The 23,465-nt window shown below is 45.3% G+C and carries 12 protein-coding genes and 1 tRNA gene; 1 reads left to right on the forward strand and 12 read right to left on the reverse strand.

Going from position 1 to position 23,465, the window contains the following annotated elements; all coding sequences use genetic code 11:
- The 10 genes from DL796_RS00005 to thrS all read right to left on the reverse strand — a co-directional run.
- Positions 1–12,941 (reverse strand): Calx-beta domain-containing protein (locus tag DL796_RS00005; protein WP_170114188.1); only part of this gene is annotated, 12,941 nt, incomplete at its 3' end.
- Positions 12,942–13,702: 761 nt separating this feature from the next.
- A tRNA-Pro gene (locus DL796_RS00010) sits at positions 13,703–13,779 on the reverse strand.
- Between the two features lie 87 nt (positions 13,780–13,866).
- Positions 13,867–14,217 (reverse strand): MerR family transcriptional regulator, encoded by a 351-nt coding sequence (locus DL796_RS00015; protein WP_110198849.1) that lies wholly within the window; start codon positions 14,215–14,217, stop codon positions 13,867–13,869.
- Positions 14,198–14,497, reverse strand: coding sequence for an integration host factor subunit alpha (locus tag DL796_RS00020; RefSeq protein WP_046560878.1), 300 nt, complete (start codon positions 14,495–14,497; stop codon positions 14,198–14,200). Before DL796_RS00020 ends, DL796_RS00015 begins: the two co-directional genes overlap by 20 nt.
- 54 nt (positions 14,498–14,551) lie before the next feature.
- Positions 14,552–16,930: a phenylalanine--tRNA ligase subunit beta gene (gene pheT, locus DL796_RS00025; protein WP_110198850.1), complete on the reverse strand. Its 2,379-nt coding sequence runs from the start codon at positions 16,928–16,930 to the stop codon at positions 14,552–14,554.
- Between the two features lie 340 nt (positions 16,931–17,270).
- A complete protein-coding gene (gene pheS / locus DL796_RS00030) occupies positions 17,271–18,287 on the reverse strand; it encodes a phenylalanine--tRNA ligase subunit alpha (protein ID WP_110198851.1) in 1,017 nt (338 codons plus the stop codon).
- Between the two features lie 212 nt (positions 18,288–18,499).
- Positions 18,500–18,859: a 50S ribosomal protein L20 gene (gene rplT, locus DL796_RS00035; protein WP_046560875.1), complete on the reverse strand. Its 360-nt coding sequence runs from the start codon at positions 18,857–18,859 to the stop codon at positions 18,500–18,502.
- Between the two features lie 17 nt (positions 18,860–18,876).
- Complete coding sequence (gene rpmI / locus DL796_RS00040) at positions 18,877–19,074, reverse strand: 50S ribosomal protein L35 (RefSeq protein WP_046560874.1); 198 nt, start codon at positions 19,072–19,074, stop codon at positions 18,877–18,879.
- Between the two features lie 212 nt (positions 19,075–19,286).
- On the reverse strand, positions 19,287–19,820 hold the full coding sequence (gene infC / locus DL796_RS00045; protein WP_110198852.1) for a translation initiation factor IF-3: 534 nt from the start codon (positions 19,818–19,820) through the stop codon (positions 19,287–19,289).
- A 36-nt stretch (positions 19,821–19,856) separates the two neighbouring features.
- A complete protein-coding gene (gene thrS / locus DL796_RS00050) occupies positions 19,857–21,788 on the reverse strand; it encodes a threonine--tRNA ligase (protein ID WP_110198853.1) in 1,932 nt (643 codons plus the stop codon).
- Positions 21,789–22,041: 253 nt separating this feature from the next.
- Here thrS and DL796_RS00055 point away from each other — a divergent pair, with 253 nt between their 5' ends.
- Positions 22,042–22,464 (forward strand): GFA family protein, encoded by a 423-nt coding sequence (locus DL796_RS00055; RefSeq protein ID WP_110200661.1) that lies wholly within the window; start codon positions 22,042–22,044, stop codon positions 22,462–22,464.
- 37 nt (positions 22,465–22,501) lie between these two features.
- On the opposite strand, the gene DL796_RS00060 is transcribed toward DL796_RS00055, so the two are convergent.
- Both DL796_RS00060 and DL796_RS00065 read right to left on the reverse strand, forming a co-directional pair.
- Complete coding sequence (locus DL796_RS00060; RefSeq protein WP_110198854.1) at positions 22,502–23,077, reverse strand: hypothetical protein; 576 nt, start codon at positions 23,075–23,077, stop codon at positions 22,502–22,504.
- A gap of 123 nt (positions 23,078–23,200) precedes the next feature.
- Positions 23,201–23,386 (reverse strand): CPXCG motif-containing cysteine-rich protein, encoded by a 186-nt coding sequence (locus tag DL796_RS00065; protein WP_110198855.1) that lies wholly within the window; start codon positions 23,384–23,386, stop codon positions 23,201–23,203.
- Positions 23,387–23,465 lie beyond the last annotated feature (79 nt).

Genomic DNA, 23,465 nt, shown 5'->3' on the forward strand with positions numbered 1-23,465 from the left:
ACGTCCGTCACCGTCACCGTCGCCAGTTCATCGGCCGTGTTGTTGTCACTGTCCGTCGCCGTGATTTGCACTTCGTAGACGTTGTCCGCGTTCGCGTCCGCTGGCGCTTCAAAGTCTTGTGCCGGCAGCGTCAACTCACCCGTCGCCGAATCAATCGTGAACAAGGCCGCGTCCGCGCCACCCGTGATGGTGTAGGTCACCGTACCCACCGGGGCGTCGCCTGGGCTTAAGTCTGCCGGTGCCGTGGTGTGTGCCGCGTTCTCTGGCGTGCTTTCTGCGATTGGCGCAAGGTCCAAGTTCGCCGTTTCTGTCACGTCCGTCACCGTCACCGTCGCCAGTTCATCGGCCGTGTTGTTGTCACTGTCCGTCGCCGTGATTTGCACTTCGTAGACGTTGTCCGCGTTCGCGTCCGCTGGCGCTTCAAAGTCTTGTGCCGGCAAGGTCAACTCACCCGTCGCTGGGTCAATCGTGAACAAGGCTGCGTCCGCGCCACCCGTGATGGTGTAGGTCACCGTACCCACCGGGGCATCGCCTGGGCTTAAGTCTGCCGGTGCCGTGGTGTGTGCCGCGTTCTCTGGCGTGCTTTCTGCGATTGGCGCAAGGTCCAAGTTCGCCGTTTCTGTCACGTCCGTGACCGTCACCGTCGCCAACTCGTCTGCCGTGTTACCCGCTCCATCAGTAGCAGTGATCTGTACTTCGTAGACATTATTGCTATCAGCATCCGCTGGCGCTTCAAAGTCTTGTGCCGGTAAGGTCAACTCGCCTGTCGCTGGGTCAATCGTGAACAAGGCCGCGTCCGCGCCACCGCTGATAGAATAAAGAACTGTCCCAACTGGCGTATCCCCAGGACTAAGATCTGCAGGTGCCGTGGTGTGTGCCGTGTTCTCTGGCGTGCTTTCTGTGATCGGAGCAATATCAAGATTCCTATCATCATCAGAGATAGTTACAGTATCGCTAGCTGTGCTGATCGTTCCGTTTGAGACTGCTGAAATTGTACCAATAACCGTTTCATCACCTTCCACAGCAGAATCATCAATCACTTCAACGGCAACAGTAGCCGTTGTACTTCCGGCAGGAATAACCACCGTAGTTGTGCCGTTTGCACCAGTCAGATTGTAATCTGACGTTGCTGTTGCCGAACCAGTGTAATCGATCGTTACCGTAGTATCTGTTGCACTTGTTGTGTTTAGTGAGACAGTAAACTCGCCATCTGTCGCCGGTTCCGCGGCAGCCGCCAACGTTGCTGCAATCGATACTGACAATGTATCGTTGTCTACAATCGTGCCAATGGCAGTGTCGGTATCTATTACTAATGGGTTCACTGCGTCAATATTGACAGTAAATGTTTCGTTACCTTCAACGATGGTGTCGTTAGTAATTGGCACCAAGAAAGTTCTTTGTTCGCCATCGTTGCCCGTAAAGGTCACTGTGCCACCAGTACTGTCATAGTCAGTGTTACCACCAGTCGCTGAGCCGTCGGTAAAGCTGTAGTTGACGTCTGTGCCGCCAGCTAATGCACCATTTAATGTGATGGTGAAAGTTGCGTTGCCGTCAGCTTCATTAACTGAAACGTCTTCTATCGTGATTTCAGAGCTATCATTATCACTAATAGTCACGGTATCTGTGGCTGTGCCTATAGTACCGTTACTGACCGACGAAATCGTTGCGACAACGGTTTCATCGCCTTCAGTCATAAGATCGTCGATGACATCAACAGTCACTAATGCAGTTGTTGCACCCGCAGGAATAACAACAGAGGTTGTTCCATCGGCACCGGTTAAGGTGTAATCGCTGGTGTCCGTTGCGCTACCTGTGTAACCAATAGTTACAGTAGTTGCAGTTGAGCTTGTGGTATTTAGACTAACCGTAAACTCACCATCTACATTTGGCTCAGAGGCTGCTGCAGTTGTTGCCGCCACTGAAACAACCAGGTTGTCATTGTCAGTGATAGTTCCTAGGCCCGTATCAGTGTCGGTCACTAACGGATTCACAGCGTCGATATTAACGGTGAAGGTTTCAGTGCCCTCGACAATAGTGTCTTCAAAGATCGTAACATTGAACGTTTGAGTTTCGCCTGGTGTACCAACAAAGACCACGCTACCTGCAGTATTATCAAAGTCGTCACCGCCGGTAGCTGTACCGTTGGTGAAGCTATAATTCACGACTGTGCCGCCAACCACTTCATTATCTAAAGTAACGGTGAAAGTGGCTGTACCATCGCTTTCATCGACGGTCATATCATTTATAGTAACTGCGGCATTGTCATTATCAGTAATAGTGCCTAAACCTTGAGCATCGCTGAAGGTTACACCGCTATTGGTTAGAGCACTTAAATCTAAAGTGAAGTTCTCTGAACCTTCGACCAAAGTGTCTTCTAAAATCGGCACGCTAATAGTGATGCTCTCACCTAGATTGCCCACAAAAGTTTCCGTACCAGACACCGCCGTGTAGTCACTACCCGCTGTCGCTGTGCCATCGTTTGTCGTGTAGTTAAAGCTTACGCCACCCTGTACGTCGCCACTTAGTGTGACCGTGAAATCTGCCGTTGCTGTGCTTTCATCAACCGTGACATCATTAACCGACACTGTCGCGCTGTCGTTATCGGTAATCGTGCCCAAACCTTGCGCATCGCTGAAGGTCACGCTTGCGTTGCTCAATCCGCTTAGGTCAACGGTAAAGGTTTCGTCGCCTTCAACCGTGGTGTCATTCGTAATCGGTACCGTAATGGTGTGCGTTTCACCCGTTGTACCAGTGAAGCTTAAGCTACCGCTTGCTGTGGTGTAGTCGCTACCCGCGGTCGCTGAGCCATCGTTCGAGGTGTAGTTCAAGGTGAAACCATCTTGCACATCACCCGTCAAGGTCACCGTGAATACCGCATTGACGCCGTCTTCCGCAATCGTTACATCGTTAATCTCAACGCTCGCCGAGTCATTATCAGTAATGGTGCCTAAACCTTGGTCATCGCTGAAGCTGACGCTTGTGCTGGTAAGATTGCTTAGGTCCAGCGTGAAGGTTTCGTTGTCTTCTACGATGGTGTCGTTCGTAATCGGTACGCTGATGATAATGGTTTCGCCATCGTTACCTGTAAAGGTTTGCGTGCCTGACGTCGCGGTGTAGTCACTACCCGCTAAAGCTGTGCCATCGTTCGTGGTGTAATTAAAGCTTACGCCATCCTGTACGTCGCCCGTCAAGGTCACGACAAAGTCTGCATTAACGCCGTCTTCCGCTACCGTAACATCGCTAACCGCGACCGTCGCTGAATCATTGTCGGTAATCGTGCCTAAGCCTTGGGCATCGCTGAATGTAACGCCTGATTTGGTTAGGTTACTTAAGTCCAAGGTGAAGGTTTCGTTATCTTCTACCGTGGTGTCGTTGGTGATCGGTACGCTGATGGTAATGGTTTCGCCATTAGTACCTGCAAAGGTGCGCGTGCCAGACGTTGTAGTATAGTCACTACCCGCTGTCGCTGTGCCATCGTTTGTGGTGTAGTCAAAGCTCACGCCACCCACAACATCGCCATTTAACGTCACCGTGAAATCGATACTGCCCGCTGCTTCATTTTCCGTGACATCATTCACCGTAACTGTCGCAGCATCGTCATCGGTAATAGTGCCGATGGCGGTATCCGTATCAGTCACTAAAGCGTTTGAAGCGCTTAAGTTAATCGTGAAGGTTTCATCGCCTTCAACAATAGTGTCGTTGGTAATGGCAACGTTAAAGGTTTGAGTTTCGCCATCGGTTCCAGCAAAGGTCACTGTGCCCGAAGTGCTATCATAATCTGTGTTACCACCAGTCGCAGTACCGTCCGTGAAGCTATAGGTTACATCAGTACCACCGGCTACTGAGCCGTTAAGCGTGATAGTAAAGTTTGCATTTCCAGCAGCTTCGTTAACTGTGACATCTTCAATCGTGACGCTAGCTACATCATTATCTGTGATAGTCACCGTATCTGTTGCAGTTCCTATGGTGCCGTTACTGACCGATGAAATCGTTGCAATAACTGTCTCATCACCTTCGAGTAGGTTATCGTCGACCACACCCACATTAATAGTGGCACTCGTCGATCCCGCTGGGATAACAACGGTTGTTGTACCGTTTGCGCCAGTCAAGCTGTAGTCGCTAGGAGAAGTGGCACTACCTGTATAACCAATAGTCACTGTAGTATCAGTAGCACTGACTGTGTTCAAGCTAACGGTGAATTCACCATTAGCTCCACCTTCCGCAGCAGCCGCTGCGGTCGCAGCAACCGAAACCACTAAACTATCGTTATCGTTAATAGTACCAACCGCACCATCGCTATCATCAACCAATGAATTAGAGGCACTTAGTGCAACATTAAAGGTTTCAGTACCCTCTACAATCGTATCGTCGTTAATAGCTACGTTAAATTGTTGTGTTTCGCCTGCCGTACCTACAAAAGTAACTGTGCCAGATGTGCTGTCATAATCGACATTACCACCTGTTGCTGTCACATCCGTAAAGCTGTAAGTAACGTCAGTACCGCCGGCAACATCGTTATTTAAGGTGATTGTGAAGACTGCGTTGGTTGCATTTTCGTTAACGGTCACATCTTCAATAGTTACAGCGGCATTATCATTATCAGTAATGGTGCCTAAACCTTGATCATCGCTGAAGGTTACGCTGCTATTGGTTAGAGCACTTAAATCTAAAGTGAAGTTCTCTGAACCTTCGACCAAAGTGTCTTCTAAAATCGGCACGCTAATAGTGATGCTTTCACCTAGATTACCAACGAAAGTTTCCGTACCAGACACCGCCGTGTAGTCACTACCCGCTGTCGCTGTGCCATCGTTTGTGGTGTAGTTGAAGCTTACGCCACCTTGTACGTCGCCACTTAGTGTGACCGTGAAATCTGCCGTTGCTGTGCTTTCATCAACCGTGACATCATTAACCGACACTGTCGCGCTGTCGTTATCGGTAATCGTGCCCAAACCTTGCGCATCGCTGAAGGTCACGCTTGCGTTGCTCAATCCGCTTAGGTCAACGGTAAAGGTTTCGTCGCCTTCAACCGTGGTGTCATTCGTAATCGGTACCGTAATGGTGTGCGTTTCACCCGTTGTACCAGTGAAGCTTAAGCTACCGCTTGCTGTGGTGTAGTCGCTACCCGCGGTCGCTGAGCCATCGTTCGAGGTGTAGTTCAAGGTGAAACCATCTTGCACATCACCCGTCAAGGTCACCGTGAATACCGCATTGACGCCGTCTTCCGCAATCGTTACATCGTTAATCTCAACGCTCGCCGAGTCATTATCAGTAATGGTGCCTAAACCTTGGTCATCGCTGAAGCTGACGCTTGTGCTGGTAAGATTGCTTAGGTCCAGCGTGAAGGTTTCGTTGTCTTCTACGATGGTGTCGTTCGTAATCGGTACGCTGATGATAATGGTTTCGCCATCGTTACCTGTAAAGGTTTGCGTGCCTGACGTCGCGGTGTAGTCACTACCCGCTAAAGCTGTGCCATCGTTCGTGGTGTAATTAAAGCTTACGCCATCCTGTACGTCTCCGTTCAAGGTCACGACGAAGTCTGCATTAATGCCGTCTTCGGCTACCGTGACGTCGCTAACCGCGACCGTCGCTGAGTCATTGTCGGTAATCGTGCCTAAGCCTTGGTCATCGCTGAATGTAACGCCTGATTTGGTTAGGTTACTTAAGTCCAAGGTGAAGGTTTCGTTGTCTTCTACGATGGTGTCGTTGGTAATCGGTACGCTGATGGTAATGGTTTCACCATTAGTACCTGCAAAGGTGCGCGTACCAGACGTTGTAGTATAGTCACTACCCGCTGTCGCTGTGCCATCGTTTGTGGTGTAGTCAAAACTCACGCCACCCGCAACATCGCCATTTAAAGTCACCGTGAAATCGATACTGCCTGCTGCTTCATTTTCCGTGACATCATTCACCGTAACTGTCGCAGCGTCGTTGTCGGTAATATTAACCGTATCTGACGCATTACCAACAGTACCATTGGAAACTGCATCGATGGTCGCGACCACCGTTTCAGTTGGCTCAACAATAGAGTCATTGACAACATTGACCGCAACTGTGGCAGTCGTAGACCCTGCCGGAATCACTACGCTAGTAGTGCCGTCGGCGCCAGTTAAGGTATAGTCCGCAGTATCCGTCGCCGTACCAGCATAACTTAATGTTACTGTGGTATCGGTTGCGCTTACTGTGTTTAAACTGACTGTAAACTCACCGTTAGGTCCGCCTTCGCTTGCGGCAGCAACACTGGCGCTCACCGAAACCACCAAGTTGTCATTATCGGTAATTGTGCCTGTAGCTGTATCGCTATCAGTGACAAGAGGATTTACAGCATCTAAATTAACTGTGAAGGTCTCATTACCCTCGACAATACCATCATCGGTTATAGCTACAGTGAAGGTCTGCTGCTCACCAGCTGTTCCAGTGAATGTTACCGATCCTGAAGTGCTATCATAATCCGTGTTTCCACCCGTTGCAGTGCCATCAGTGAAGCTATAGTTCACCACAGTACCACCAGCAACTGCGTTATCTAAGGTAATGGTAAAGGTTGCAAAGCCAGCACCTTCGCTCTCTGTAACATCTGCAATGGTTACAGCTGCATTGTCGTCATCACTTATGGTGACCGTGTCAGAAGCGTTACCAATATAGCCATTACTCACGCTAGTAATGGTTGCAACAACGTTTTCATCACCTTCTAGAAGGTTGTCATCAACAACGCTGACATCAACTGTAGCAGACATGCTTCCAGCAGGAACCGTTACGGTAGTCGTACCCGAAGCGCCAGTAAGGTTATAGTCCGCAGGATCATTCGCCGTACCCGTATAATCAATGGTTACTACCGTATCTGTAGAGCTTTCAGCGCTTAAGCTAACAGTAAAGACACCATTCGTCGCTGGCTCAGAAGCATTCGGTGATGTTGCAGTAATAGACGTAACTAGCGGCGTATCGTCATCGGTAATAGTACCGACCGCTACATCACTAGCATCAACAAGTGTATTACTTGCTGACATGTTGAAAGTAAAAGTTTCATCAAATTCGACAATGGCATCTTGTAGGATGCTCACATCCACATCGACAAACTCACCATCGTTACCAGTAAAGCTTACAGTTCCCCCGGTGTTGTCATAATCGACACCACCAGTGGCTGAACCATCAGTGAAGCTATAGGTTACATCGGTACCGCCTGCGACTTCACCATTAAGAGTGACTCTAAAGGTCGCTGGACTACCAGCTTCCGAAACAGTGACATCTTCGACCGTTACAGAAGCTGTGTCTTCTGACTCTATAGTTACCGTGTCAGACGCATTACTGATCGTGCCCTGATCAGTATTGGTAATTGTTGCAACAACGGTTTCATCACCTTCTACAATGTTGTCGTCGATAACATCAACTGATATCACAGCATCGGTTGAACCAGCGGGGATAACCACTGTAGTAGTACCATTAGCACCCGTTAAGTTGTAATCGGTGCCACTAGTTGCAGTACCTGAATATGCCACAGTAACTGTTGTGTCAGAAGCACTTGTAGTACTTAAGCTAACTGTAAACTCACCATTGGTAGCAGGTTCTTGTGCTGTCGGCGTGGTAGCAACAACAGACACTGTCAGAGCATCATTATCTACGATAGTGCCTACAGCTGTATCTGTATCGATAACGTTAGGATTGCTTGCGCTAAGATTTACGGTGAAGGTTTCATCGCCTTCAACAATGGCATCATTAGTGATGGCAACGTTAAAAGTTCTTGTCTCACCAGCCGTACCTGTGAAATTGACGGTACCACCAGTATTATCATAATCCACACCACCTGTAGCTGTGCCGTCGGTGAAGCTATAGGTAACGTCGGTGCCACCAGCGATAGCTTCTTCTAGCGTGATGGTAAATGTCGCAAAACCATCAGATTCATTGACGCTAACATCTTCGACTGTGACGCGTGAATCATTGTCATTAATAGTCACAGTGCCAGTGGCTGTGCCTATATTTCCGTTACTAACGGCCGTTACAGTTGCATCAACTGTTTCACTGCCTTCGACCAAAGAGTCATCGAGAACTTCTACCGCGACTGTTGCTGTCGTGCTTCCAGCAGGAATAGTTACAGTTGTTGTGCCCGAAGTTCCTGTTAAATTGTAGTCTGCGCCATCAGTTGCTGTGCCTGCGTAGGAAACAAAGACATCAGTATCCGTAGCACTTGGGTTACTCATGGTGATGGTAAATTCACCATCTGTTGCAGGCTCTGAAGCTGTTGCCACACTTGCGGCAATATCAATAGTTAAGATATCGTTATCAACGATGGTTCCTGTCGCTGTATCGGTGTCCGTTACGGCTGCATTATCAGCGCTTAAGGACACTGCGAAAGTTTCATCCCCTTCCACAAGATTGTCATCATTATAAGTAACGCTGAAAGTTCGTGTTTCGCCTGCCGTACCTGTAAACGAAACTGAGCCTGCCGTGCTGTCGTAATCCGTACCACCGCCCGTCGCTGTGCCGTCTGTGAAGCTGTAGCTAACGTTAGTTCCACCAGCTACATCGTTATTCAAGGTAATGGTGAAGGTGGCTGAACCAACACCTTCGCTTTCAGAAACGTCTTCAATAGTAACTGCAGCTGTATCGTCATCAGCAATGTTTACTGTTGCCGTCGCGGTTGTGATATTACCTTGGCTTACGCTATCAATAGTGGCAACTACTGTTTCGGTTGGCTCAACAATGGTGTCATTCACCACCACAACATCAACGGTTGCACTTGATGAACCCGCTGGTATTACTACGGTAGTTGTACCTGTGCCACTGCTGCTTAAACCGTAATCCGCAGGATCGTTTGCAGTACCTGAGTAACTCAAGTTAATAGTGGTATCAGTCGCGCTCACTGAGCTCAAATTAATAGTGAACTCACCATCCGTTCCAGGCTCCGAAGCGTTGGCGATACTCGCTGAAATTGAAATATCTAATACTTCATCATCAATAATCGTAGTCGCTGAATCGGTGTCATTAATAACTGGGTTTACAGCATTGATGTTGACGGTAAAGGTTTCATCGCCCTCATAAATCGCATCATTAAAGATATCGACAGTGAAAGTCTGAGTTTCACCAGCAGTACCGGCGAAAGTCACACTACCCGTGGTATTGTCGTAATCAACGCCGCCAGTAGCGGTTCCATCAGTGAAGGAATAATTAACAACACTACCGCCTTGAACAGCGTTATCTAAGGTTACGCTGTACGTCGCAGAGCCACCATTTTCATTAATGGTGACGTTGTTGATGGTTAAGCTAGCCGTATCATTATCGGTAATAGTTCCAAGTCCCTGACTGTCACTTAAAGTGACTAGAGTGCTAGATACATTGGATAAGTTAACAAAGTAGGTTTCCGACGCTTCAGCAACGGCATCGTCGGTAATATCAATTTGAACTGTCTGAGTTTCGCCAGTAGTTCCGGCAAAATTCAAGGTGCCTGAGTTTGCTGTATAATCACTGCCAGCGTTTGCAGTGTCGTCAGCTGTTGCAAAATCAACAGAAACGCCGTCCTGCACATCACCAGTTAAGGTCACTGTGAATTCTGCAGTACCCGCAGCCTCGTTCACCGTTACATCATCAATTGCCAGACTAGCGCTATCGTTATCGGTAATGGTGCCAACGCCTTGGGCATCGCTAAGAGTAACTACAGCGTTATTAACATTGCTTAAGTTAACAAAGAAACTCTCAGTTGCTTCTACAAGCGAATCATTCGTTATATCAACGCTAATAGTCTGCGTTTCACCATTCGTTCCAGCGAATGTTAACGTGTTTGAGTTAGCCACATAGTCGCTACCCGCTAAAGCAGTATCGTCTGCCGTTGCAAAATCAACAGTTACACCACCCTGCACATCGCCAGTAAGAGTTACTGTAAACTCTGCAGTTCCTGCAGCCTCATTTACCGTTACATCATCAATCGCCAAACTAGCATTATCGTTGTCAGTAATAGAGCCAACACCCTGTGCGTCCGCTATAGTGACGAGCGTGTTCGAGATGTTAGATAGGTTTGCAAAGAAAGTCTCAGTCGCTTCTGCTAAACCATCATCAGTGATGGGTACTGAGAAGGTTTGAGTTTCTCCATTGTTGCCGGCGAAGGTTAAGGTATTTGAAGTCGCCGTGTAGTCACTACCCGCTGTCGCAGTATCGTCAGCAGTCGCATAATCTACCGTGAAGCCACCTTGAACATTGCCTGTAAGAGTCACTGTGAAAATAGCGTTAGGGCCAGACTCATCCACAGTAACATCATTAATAACTATGCTAGCTGCGTCATTATCGGTAATGGTACCAATACCTTGAGGCGTGTTAATTGATACCGCAGTATTAGAACTATTGCTTAAGTTGATTTCAAACGTTTCCGTCGCTTCTAGCAAACTATCGTCATTAATTGTCACATTAATAACTTCGACTTCACCAGCAGTTCCAGCAAAGGTTAGCGTTCCAGAAGTCGCCACATAATCTGAGCCTGCTTCTGCGGTAGCGTCATTGCTTGCAAAATCGACACTAAAGCCACCTTGCACTTCGCCAGTTAGAGTGACATTAAAGCTAGCGGTACCATCAGCTTCGTTAACGGTGACGCTGTTAATATCAATGCTAGCCGTGTCATCATCAGAAATGGTGACGGTTGCGTCATCATTAGCTGCATCAATGGTACCGGTACTTGTAGTGTCTAAAGTTACAACCACCGTTTCGTCAACTTCTACAAGGTTATCATCGACCACTAATACATCAACGGTCGCCGAAAGACTGCCAGCAGGCACAACTACTGTGCCAGAAAGTGGCGTGTAATCGTCTGTAGCGGTAGCTGTGCCAGCAACCACATAAGTCACCGTAGTGTCGGTTGAACTCGTATTCGTCAAGCTTACGGTGAACTGACCGTTATCGGCTGGCTCAGCCGCAGTAGGATCATTGGCAGAAATACTAACCACTAAATCATCATCATCCGCTATAGTAACCGTGGCTTGGTTATTACCTGCATCAATGGTGCCGTCACTCGTGGTGCTTAGCGTTAGAATAACCGTTTCATCATTTTCAACAATATTGTCGTCGACTACAGCGACATCTACCGTCGCTGTCGTATCGCCCGCAGGAATCGTGACCGTACCGGTTAAAGCCGTATAGTCGTCAGTTGCAGTTGCTGTACCAGAAACTGCATATGTAACCGTTGTATCAACCGAGTTAGGATTGCTCAGAGTGATAGTGAACTGACCATTATCAGCAGGTTCAGCCGCTGTCGCATCATTGGCTGCAACACTGACCGTAATTGGATCATTATCTTGAATAGTGTAAGTGTTGGTCGCTTGCGTATTACTATCTAAATCCGCATCGCCTAAGATTAAGCGAGGGTTAGCACTAGTTAGTTCAAACGTAATATTTTCATCAGACTCGAGGATGTTATCGTCAACAACCGTTAAATTAATTGGGATCGAAGTGCCCTGGCCACCATCATAAGTACCGGCAGGAATAGTGACTGAGACAACGTTGGTATAATCCGTGCCCGAGCCAGTGGCAGTGCCACCCGTAACATTGACATTGATTGTCGCATCGTTAGGCAATACACCTAAAATCAGTAAACGTGGCGCATCGGTGATTGATTCATCAGCGCTATCTGCCGCTGAGTCGAACTCAGCTAATACCACGCTATCATTATCCTGAATCGTCACTACGCCAGTTGCGTCGGCTATGGTTGCTAAGCCGCCAGTGATGTTAGATAAATTAATATCAAAAGTTTCGTCGCCTTCAATCGCAATATCATCATAAATGGTTACTGAAACTTGCTGAACTTCGCCATCGTTACCGGCAAAACTTAGAGTGCCAGATGCAGCTCCATAGTCACCGATTGCTGGTAAACCGGCTGTTGCAGAACCATCTGCTGTGGCAAAGTCGACATCGAATGCAGCAGAAGTGCTACCGGTCAATGTAACGTTAACAGTGATAGTACCGTCCGCTTCATTGACAGTGACGTCTTCAATGGCAATGCTAGCACTGTCATCATTTAAAATCGTAGCAGTATGAGTGCCAGGAGCAGCAACCGCGTTCGATGAAATATTACTTAAAGATAGATCAAATGTTTCATCCGGCTCGGTGACAGTGTCGCCGTAAACCGTGACGTTAAAGGTTGTACTTGAACTACCCGCAGGAATTATTCCTGAAACAGAACCATCAACAATCCCGATATAGTCCGTCCCAGCCTCTGCGGTGCCATCCGTAGTGAAGTAGTCGAATGTAATGTCTTCAGTCGTATTAATGCCGTTATTAATACTCACCGTGTAGGTGAAAGTGGTAGTTCCCGAGTTAGTTTCAGGTTGAGGTGTACCAGTGATTATTAATTCAGCAGGTGGATCGACGACGAGATCTGCAGATGCAGGAGAACTTGGCCCCATCCCTGTATCCAAAGCACCAGCAGGAAGTTGGTTTGTGTGGGTACCAGCTGAATTACTTGTAACTGTAGCAGTGATTGTGCAAGAACTATTTGCTGGAATCGTCGCGCCCGAACCTAAAGTGATTGAACTACCGCCATCTACAGCAGTTAAAACACCTGAGCCACCACAAGTTTTAGACGCGTTAGCGGGAGTAGCTAAGAAAACTCCAGCTGGTAAATTGTCGACAAAATCGGCTTGCAGTGTCGCAACAAAGTTATTGGTATTGGTAAGAGTAATAGTTAGGGTAGCAAATCCATTGAAATCAATGGGTACTGAAGGTGAAAATGACTTTGTTGGTTCAGGGGTAACGACGTTGAGAGAGTTCGTGTCAGTAGCACACGCAGCCACTGTAGGATCAGCTACAGAGCAACCACCATTTTGGTTATTTGCAGTGTTATTATCTATTACACCTGCTGGCAGGGTAACATTAACGGTATTATCTATCGTTGAAGGATAATCAACCGCATGGGCATTCACTGTCATCAGTAAGGCAAAAAGACCTAGAGCCGATTTACTTGCTAACTTCAATGACTTTGCCTTTTTATTTAAAAAAGATGCCCCAACAAACCCGCCAAAAACTTCTCTCATTAACACTACCCAGTAAATACTAAATAATAACTAAAACCCTGTCGCATCAATACCTTACTGCGCAAGCTCAAACTTAAGTTGCCCTTGCTTGAAATTATTTAGCTACACGACACAGTCAAGATAATTCTTCCCCAAACTCAGACTAACTCGAGATTAATCAAAAAGATGTGAATGCTTTTTAAAAAATATTTAAGTTAACCATCTCAAGTATTTGAGTACTATTACTTAACCTAATAATACTCTGTATTCATAACAATGCGCACAAGCTATGAACAAAATTAAAAATTCTTAATATTTGTGAACCAATGCACAGCGCTAGTGTTAACCAGTCCGTCGGAAATGAAAGTTGGGATTTTGATCAATTTTCTTGGAATTTTCACTGGTTCTGCCCATTTATTATGCAATTTTAGTGTAAATATGAAGTAAATCATACCTACTTTAAACTGGTTAATAATCAAACAATGCTGCTATAACATAATAAACAGTTTCATTTTAGCCTTTAAGCAATTGATTTAACGTACATTTTATTTATAAAAAACCAATAAAGGCATTTTCAGCACAATATACTTTAAATTTATGATAACTAGTAGGAAAAAAAGAAAAGTGTAAGCAAATTTTACAATTATTGATACTTTAATGTTGGCTGGTAACTTTGGTTTGAATAAAGATTATAAAACTAGAGATTATGAAATTGTAGAAATTGGTCGGAGCGAGAGGATTTGAACCTCCGACCCCTTGCACCCCATGCAAGTGCGCTACCAAGCTGCGCCACGCTCCGACAAAATAGATAGGTATGTTTAGAAAACGGCGTCATACTACCGTTTTCCAAATAAAATACAACAGGTAATTACTGAAAGGATTGCTCTTAGATCGATAGGAAACGTTTTATTTTTTCCAACTCTTCGATAATTTCATCGATTTGAGCTTTTTCGGCTTTAGGACTTTCTTCACCATCTTCTTCTAAGCACTGTCTTGCACCACCGATGGTGTATCCATGCTCATACAAAAGTGAACGAATTTGACGAACAATTAGAACGTCTTCTCGCTGATAATAGCGTCTGTTTCCGCGTCTAACGGGATCAAGTTGATCAAACTCTTGCTCCCAATAACGCAAGACATGAGGCTTAACGGCACACAAGTCACTTACTTCACCAATAGTGAAGTATCGTTTCCCAGGGATTGCTGGTAATTCGTTATTATTGCTCGGTTCCAACATAGTCCGCTACTTTCCCTCTAAGTTTTTGACCAGGTTTAAACGTAACCACACGACGCGCGCTGATCGGGACTTCTTCCCCAGTCTTTGGGTTACGTCCCGGGCGCTGTGCTTTATCACGCAGTTCAAAGTTACCGAAGCCTGAGAGCTTGACATTATACCCCTGCTCCAAGGAATCGCGGATTTGCTCGAAAAAAGCTTCCACTATTTCTTTCGACTCACGTTTATTTAAACCAAGCTCTTCGTATAAACGCTCTGCCATATCAGCTTTTGTTAATGCCATAATCAATCTCCGCTACTCAAAAGTAGACTTTTAGCTTGTAGGTTAGTTTCAGTATCAGCTACGCAATACGGCTTGGTACTGCTCTTCTAAACCAGCAACAACTTTGTCTACTACTTTATTAATCTCCGCATCTTCCAAAGTTTTCTCTGGATGACGTAAGGTCATAGCCAAAGCGACACTTTTCTTCCCTTGCTCAAGATGCTCACCTTTGTATATATCAAATATAAAGGCATCTGTCAGTAACTTACCGCCAATTTTTACAATAAAATCAATTAATTCCCCACCTTTTACGCTTTCATCGACGATCACAGCCAAATCACGTCGAATCGATGGGAATTTTAATAATGGGGTAAATTTCGGCAATTCTCGCTCAGATAATACGTCAATATCGATTTCGAACACGAAAGCATCTAGGTCAAGATCAACAGTCTGTTGCGTTTGAGGATGTAATTTACCGACATAACCAACGGTCTTACCCTGGTAGCGTATGTCTGCCGACTGGCCTGGGTGAAGAATCGACTTTTCGGATGGTACAAAGTCAAAACGACGCTTAGTTGTGCTTAGAAGTGCCTCGATATCCCCTTTTACATCATAAAAGTCGACCTTACGCGCATCATCTTCCCACGACTCTAAATGACGACGTCCGGCTAAAATACCGCCGATAGTCGGGATCTGCTCTAAGCTCTCACTAGCCGTGTCGAAACGTAAACCGATTTCAAAGAAACGAATACGACTTTGCTGACGATTAGTATTAAACTGCGCTGCCTGAACTAAGCCAGGTAGTAAGTTAGTACGCATAACCCCCATCTCACTGGAAATAGGGTTCATCAAAGCCAATGGCTCCATAGTAGGCTCTAACACTGCTTGTAGCTTAGGTTCAACAAAGCTATAAGTAATGACTTCTTGATAGCCACGATTGACTAATACGTCTCGCAACACATCCTTAAAGACACGACTTTCATTCTGCATGAACATCGCCATTTCACCCTGTGGCTTGCGAATGGGTAGCTTGTTATAACCATAGACGCGAACGAGCTCTTCAATAAGACTTTCTTCGTTATCGATGTCAAAACGGAAGCTTGGTACAGAAACATCCCAGCCCTTATCTGCAGGAGTTAGTCCTAAGCCAAGGCGCGTTAAAATGTCTTCAACCAGTGCGTCATCAAAACTTACCCCAACAACACGCTCAATACGCTCACGGCGAAGTGTTAGGTGGCGTTTTTGAGGCATAGCTGATTGATCCACAGCTTCAATGATTTTGCCCGGCTGACCACCCACTATTTCTAATAATAGTTCGGTCGCGCGTTCCATAGCGGTACGCTGTAATTCATAATCAACGCCACGTTCATAGCGATGCGAAGCGTCTGTATGCAAGCCATACTGGCGCGCCTTGCCCGCAACCGCGATAGCATCGAAATAAGCACTCTCAAGGAAGATATCCTTAGTCTCAGCGCTAACTCCTGAATGCTCACCACCCATAACGCCGGCAATCGCCAGTGCTTTGGAATCGTCGGCAATCATCAAGGTATCACTGCTTAGCTCAACTTCTTGCCCATCGAGCAAAGTAAGCTTTTCATTTTCTTTAGCCATGCGCACGTCAATGCCACCATCAATCTTAGCTAAATCGAAAGCGTGCATCGGATGTCCTAACTCAAGCAACACATAGTTAGTTACATCAACCACAGGGTCAATGGCGCGTACACCAGAGCGCTCAATTCGTTGCACCATCCATTGCGGAGTCTGCGCTTGAGGGTTGATGCCTTTAATGACGCGCCCTAAATAGCGTGGGCAAGCATTTGGCGCACTGAGTTTTATTTCCAGCTTATCGCTGACTTCAGCCGCTACCGCTTTAGGCGAAACTGGAGTTACATCTGTCTGCGTTAGAACGCCTACTTCGCGTGCGATACCGCTGATACCTAAACAGTCACCACGGTTTGGCGTCAAGTCCACATCGATCACATGATCGTTTAAGTCTAAAAATTCTTTTAAGTCTTGCCCTAAAGGAGCATCTAGCGGCAATTCCACGATGCCGTCGCTGCCGTCACCAAGGTTTAACTCAGTCTCGGAGCACAACATACCGAAGGATTGAACGCCACGAAGCTTGGCCTTTTTAATTTTAAAGTCGCCAGGCAATACCGCACCAATCATGGCTACAGCTACTTTGATGCCTTTTCGTGCGTTCGGTGCGCCACAAATGATTTGTAAATCTTCGTCGCTCGCATCGCCAACGTTAATGGTACAAACTTGTAGTTTGTCAGCATCTGGATGCTGTTCAGCGGCAACAATTTCACCGACAACCACGCCAGAGAAGCTATCGCCTAAATATTCAAAACCATCAACTTCTAAACCAGCCATGGTTAATTTGTCTACCAATTCTTGAGTGGAAATTTCAGGGTTTACCCACTCACGTAACCACTGTTCACTAAACTTCATAGTTATTATCCAAACTTAAAGTTAACTGTTAAAGGCCAAGCACAAAGCCTATCACTACTAAAATCCCCCTATATTGAGCTGAAAAGAGCTCGAGTAGTAGCAATTCAAATCTGTGACCAAAGCGAATACCTTTAGGTAGATGATTTGAATAGTGAAATTCAGGCCATGGAAGGACTGTATTTCACGATGCGTTAAGCTACTTGAGGTCTTGAAGGCAGTCATGCCTTGCATGGCCTCAATATCTGGGGTGGCCTTCTTTTGGTTCCTTTTCTTGGCCACGCAAGAAAAGGAACATTAAATATTACTCACTAATTATGATGTTATGCTTCCAACGATGAACTTAGTTGAATTGCTTAAGGAAGTTCAAGTCATTCTCAAAAAACAGACGCAAATCATTCACGCCATAGCGCAACATGGTTAAGCGTTCAACGCCCATACCAAAGGCAAATCCTGTGTACTTTTCACTATCGACACCGACTGACTCAAGTACTTTCGGGTGAACCATACCGCAACCAAGAATTTCCAACCAACCGGTGTGACTACACACACGACAACCTTTACCGCTACACATCACACACTCAATATCCACTTCCGCTGATGGTTCGGTAAACGGGAAGTATGACGGACGGAAGCGCACTCCTAAATCTTTTTCAAAGAAGTGGGTAACAAATTCATACAGAACCCCTTTAAGGTCAACAAAAGTGGTGCTTTCATCAATCAAAAGGCCTTCAACCTGATGGAACATCGGTGTATGTGTTAAGTCTGAGTCACAACGATAAACGCGGCCTGGCGCGATAATACGGTAAGGAGGCTCAGCATTTTCCATAACTCGCACTTGCACAGGCGATGTGTGAGTACGTAATAAACGACTAGCGTCAAAATAGAAAGTATCGTGCATCGCTCGTGCTGGGTGGTGCTCAGGAATATTTAAAGCCGTGAAGTTATGAAAATCATCTTCAACTTCTGGACCTTCTGCCACAGAAAAGCCCATCTGACCAAAATACGACTCAATTCGTCTCATGGTGCGGTTCACTGGGTGCACCCCACCAACCTCTGAGTTACGACCACTCAAAGTGACATCAATTGTTTCATTGGCAAGCTTTGCATTAATTTCAGCTGTTTTTATTGCCGTTTGTTTGGCTTCAATAATCGCGAAAACCTCTTTCTTCGCTTCGTTGACGCGCGCACCAAACTTTGGCTTTTCTTCTGGAGGTAGTGTTGCCATCTGCTTCATTTGAGCAGTGATCAATCCCTTTTTACCCACAAATCGCGCTTTGACCTGCTCTAGCTCGGGTAAGGATTCTACCTTGCTGATTTCTTGTTCAGCCTGTTGGATAATTTCTTGTAAATCAGCCATGATATTTACTCATTTTTGTCGTATTTACTCGTCGGACAACTTCTAAATAACAAATCTATGTTCATTACTAAAAGTGTGGCAAAAAAAAAGGAAGAGCATTGTTGCCCTTCCTTTTAAGACTTTAATCGTTTGCTATCTTAATCGTCGTAACAATCTTGATAACAAATGCTATTCTTTAATTCAGTATCAAACCAAAGAACAGAGTGCTTAGATTAAGCGTCTAGGGCAGATTTAGCTTGCTCTGCAAAAGCAGCAAAAGCTACTTTATCAAAAACTGCTAATTCTGCTAGCATTTTACGATCAACTTCAATGTTTGACTTCTTCAAACCATTGATAAAGCGACTGTAAGACAAACCGTGTGTACGTGCTTCAGCGTTGATACGTGCAATCCATAAAGAACGGAATTGACGTTTACGTTGACGACGGTCACGGTAAGCGTATTGACCTGCTTTAATAACAGCTTGCTTAGCTACACGATATACACGACTACGTGCACCGTAATAACCTTTAGCCTGCTTTAAAACTTTTTTGTGACGTGCGTGAGCTGTCACGCCGCGTTTTACTCTTGCCATCTCTTAATCCTCACCCATTAACCGTTTGGAAGCATACGATCGATTTGCTTTGTATCCGCGGCATCAACTAACTTGCCGTGGCGCAAATGACGCTTACGCTTAGTGGATTTCTTGGTCAAGATGTGACGCAAGTGTGATTGTTTGTGCTTATAACGACCCGAAGCAGTCTTTTTGAAACGCTTCGAAGCACCGCGGTCAGTTTTCATCTTTGGCATAGTATAATACTCGCATTGATTACTGTCATGGCCACTGCTTAGACATGATTTAAAGTATTCTTTAAAACAATCAGCAGTCGTCTGGAGCTCATGATGAGTTAATAAAAACGGATAAGTCAGCCGTTAAGCCGATTTATCCAACCTTTTGAAGTAAAGTAAGCGCCTTGCGGACTTCTGTTCAGTTTAACCTTAAAGCTAAACCAAAAGCTCAATTACTTCTTTTTGTTGGGGGCAATCACCATCGTCATTTGACGACCTTCCATTGATGGACGTTGCTCAACCGAACCGTATTCTTCCAGGTCTTTTTCGACACGCTTCAATAACTCCATTCCGAGTTCTTGGTGCGCCATCTCACGACCACGGAAGCGGACAGTGATCTTCGTCTTGTCCCCATCTTCCAAGAAACGTATAAGGTTGCGTAGTTTTACCTTATAGTCCCCTATATCCGTCCCTGGGCGAAACTTAATTTCTTTGACCTGGGTAACTTTTTGTTTCTTTTTAGCAGCAGCTTTCGCTTTTTTCTGCTCAAACAAATATTTACCAAAGTCCATAATCTTACAGACTGGAGGATTCGCATCTGGCGATACTTCCACTAAGTCCAACTTAGCTTCTTGAGCTTGCTCTAAGGCATCTCTTGTATCTACCACGCCGACGTTCTCACCGTCAGCTCGAATTAAGCGAACTTCCTTCGCTCGTATATTCTCGTTTATGCGCTGTCTATCGTCGCGCTTTTGACCTTTTTTAATGTGTCTAATCCTCTAATTGGTTAAAATCAAGTCAAATTATTCAGCCTCAGCTTCAGTTTTCCTTGCTCGCTTCGCTATTTCAGCATCAAGCAATTCTGCAAAGGCTTCAACAGTCATGGTTCCTAAGTCCTCACCCTCTCGTGTACGAACTGCGACCTGACCATTTTCAACTTCACGGTCTCCGACTACTAGTAAAAACGGAACACGTGCTAATGTCTGCTCGCGAATTTTAAAGCCGATCTTCTCATTTCTCAAGTCCGAATTGACTCTAAACCCTTTATTTTTCAAATAACCGACTGTTTTTGTACAAAAATCGGCCTGTTTGTCCGTAATATTCATAATTACGGCCTGAGTTGGCGCTAACCACGCAGGGAACTTTCCAGCGTATTCTTCGATTAAAATACCGATAAAACGCTCTAATGAACCCAAAATTGCACGGTGTAACATCACAGGAACTTCACGTTCACCGCTTTCAGCAACATATTCTGCACCCAAGCGACCCGGCATCGAGAAGTCTACTTGAATGGTACCACATTGCCAATGACGCTCTAGGCAGTCCTTTAGTGTGAATTCAAGTTTAGGGCCGTAGAAGGCACCTTCTCCCGGCTGATACTCAAACTCGATATTGTTCGCTTTTAAAGCGTCAGCCAAAGCAGTCTCGGCTTTATCCCACACTTCATCAGAGCCTACGCGTTGCTCTGGGCGTGTTGATAATTTAACAATAACGTCAGTAAATCCAAAGTCACGGTAAACGTCATAAAGCATTTCGATAAACATCGATACTTCGTCTTGGATCTGATCTTCGGTACAGAAGATGTGCGCATCATCCTGCACAAAGTTACGCAAACGCATAATACCGTGTAAGGCGCCCGATGGTTCATTACGGTGACATGAGCCAAACTCCGCCATGCGAAGTGGTAAATCACGGTAACTTTTCAGGCCGGCATTATAAATTTGTACGTGACACGGGCAGTTCATAGGCTTAATCGCATAATCGCGCTGTTCCGATTCTAGCGTGAACATATCATCGCCAAACTTATCCCAGTGACCCGATTTTTCCCACAAACTGCGATCAACAATCTGTGGTGTTTTCACTTCTTCATAGTTATGTTCTTTCAAACGCTCACGAATATACTGCTCAAGCGTTTTATAAATCGTCCAGCCTTTGTCGTGCCAGAAAATCATACCTGGCGCTTCTTCTTGTAGGTGGAATAGGTCCAGAGCCTTACCGATTTTACGGTGATCGCGCTTTTCTGCTTCTTCTAGACGTTTTAAATAACCCTTTAGCTCTTTCTTACTAGCCCAAGCGGTTCCATAAACGCGTTGCAACATCTCATTGTTTGAATCACCACGCCAATAAGCGCCAGCCAACTTCATTAGCTTGAAATAGCGTAAAAAGCGCGTGTTTGGTACGTGTGGACCACGGCACATATCAACATATTCTTCATGATGATAAAGACCCATCGCCTTTTCATCGGGCATATCTTCGACCAAGCGAATTTTGTAATCTTCACCACGCTCAGCAAATACTTTTAGGACTTCTTCGCGGGGAGTCATTTTTTTGATAACGTCATAATCTTTTTTCGCCAGTTCCGTCATTCGCTTTTCAAGCGCCTGCATATCTTCTGGCGTTAAAGATTTATCCAAAGAAATGTCGTAATAGAAACCGTTATCGATAACAGGGCCAATCGCCATCTTCGCATCAGGGTATAGTTGCTTTAACGCGTGCCCTAACAAGTGTGCAAAAGAGTGGCGTATAATTTCAATACCTTCGTCGGTGGTCGGCGTGATGATCTCAATATTAGCGTCATGTTCGATAATATCGGTGGCATCCACCAACTTACCGTCAACTTTGCCAGCCACAGTGTTTTTAAAAAGACCAGGTCCGATATCAGCCGCGATATCTAAAGTAGATACAGGTTGAGCAAACTCTCGCTTGCTACCGTCAGGTAAAGTAATTACAGGCATTGAAACTCTCTCTAATTAGAATATAAGCCCTACGAATGGCCTATTATTCAATGAATGATTAAATGAAGTCGTATTCTATCGCCAAAAGCCTCTAAACCCAATGCATCACAGGGTTTTTATCAAAAAACTCAGGCAAGTGGTCGATTATGGTGGAATTAGCAAAATATGCAAGGGTTTCGCGCCTAAAAAGCTTGATTTTGAAGGTGCTAGGTGTAACTTTAAGATTCTGCACAACTCTAAAAAGGAATCTGGCATGGAAACAAAAACCTTAAACGCAAAATGTCTCTGTCAAAAGGTCAGTGTTATAGCAACCGATGTTAAGGCGCACGTAGACTCCTGCCACTGCTCTATGTGCCGTAAATGGTCTGGCGGCCCGCTATTGGCTCTCGATTGTGGAACACAAGTAGAATTCGATGGCCAACAACACATTTCCACATTCAGCTCATCCGACTGGGCGGAGCGAGGCTTTTGTAATAATTGTGGTACGCATCTTTTCTACCGACTGAAAGAAGCCAATCAATACATCATGCCTGCCGGCTTATTTGATAATTTAGAGGACGCTGAATTCACCACCCAAATATTCATCGATGAAAAGCCTCGCTACTACGACTTCGCCAATCAAACCAAAATGATGACCGGCGAAGAAGTGTTTGCGGTTTTTAATGACGAAGCTTGAGCTGCATTCAAAACATGTCTCTTTAAGCTAATAAGCATTAGTTCAACGTTTCAGAAGAGACATTTTGATTGTGTAGCATTTGAACTTGTGCAATTTTATTACCTACCTCTTCTTTTGAGAGAGCGCCCTGTTGCCCTAACCACTCAAATTTGCCAATTTCGGTCTCAAGATCATTTTCAGGATTAATATCAGCATACCAACTTCTAAGCTGATTTAGTCGACGCTCTTTTAGCTCATTCACTAAATAACCATGTTTGTCATCCTGAATAATAAAGATACTTCCTTTTTCAGTCTTAAAAACGGTGTACTTAATTTTTGAATAAGTGGCGAAAAGAACACATCCAAGTCCTATCCAAAACCAAAATGATCCTGCAAAAACGTTACCCGTGAAATATTTATAAATTGAACTACCTAGCCCAAGCACCATCCACAAGTAGCCCACATTTCGTAACCACTCATTTTCCTCAATTTGGATAGAGCTTTTCTTAGGTAGATCGGCATAATTAATATCGACATCGTCAGAACCAGACTTGTCTTTAAATGCAAAGTTGAAGTAGTTATCGTGCAAAGTAAAGGTATGCTTCACGCTTCCCTTCTTTTGTACTATTTCCATGAAATTTCCCCTTAGTTTTATTTTCCAATAAGAGATTTTGAAGTATTATTTAAATCGAATCAACTTTCTACACGACTGATTAGCTACCTTGGATACTTTGCGCGTCTTTCCTTAGCTTCTTAGTTAGCGATCTGTGCTAATCTCAACCTTAACCTCTCTATCCATAATAAAAACAACGAATTCAATCGGGCGACAGCAGACCTGACAGTCTTCAATGTACTCCTGATGTGGCACTGAGCCATCGATCAATACAGTGATGTTTTCCCCACAATAAGGGCAGGAAATGTCTTTTTCGATGAGCTGATTCATTTTGTCGCCCCCAAGCTTTTAAATGTTTGTGTCATGCTTCACCTAGATGTTTCCTTTGTATCATAAGTAGTAAACCAAT

Origin of the sequence: Kangiella spongicola, from assembly GCF_003194565.2 — a bacterium.
Classification (GTDB): Bacteria; Pseudomonadota; Gammaproteobacteria; order Enterobacterales; family Kangiellaceae; genus Kangiella; species Kangiella spongicola.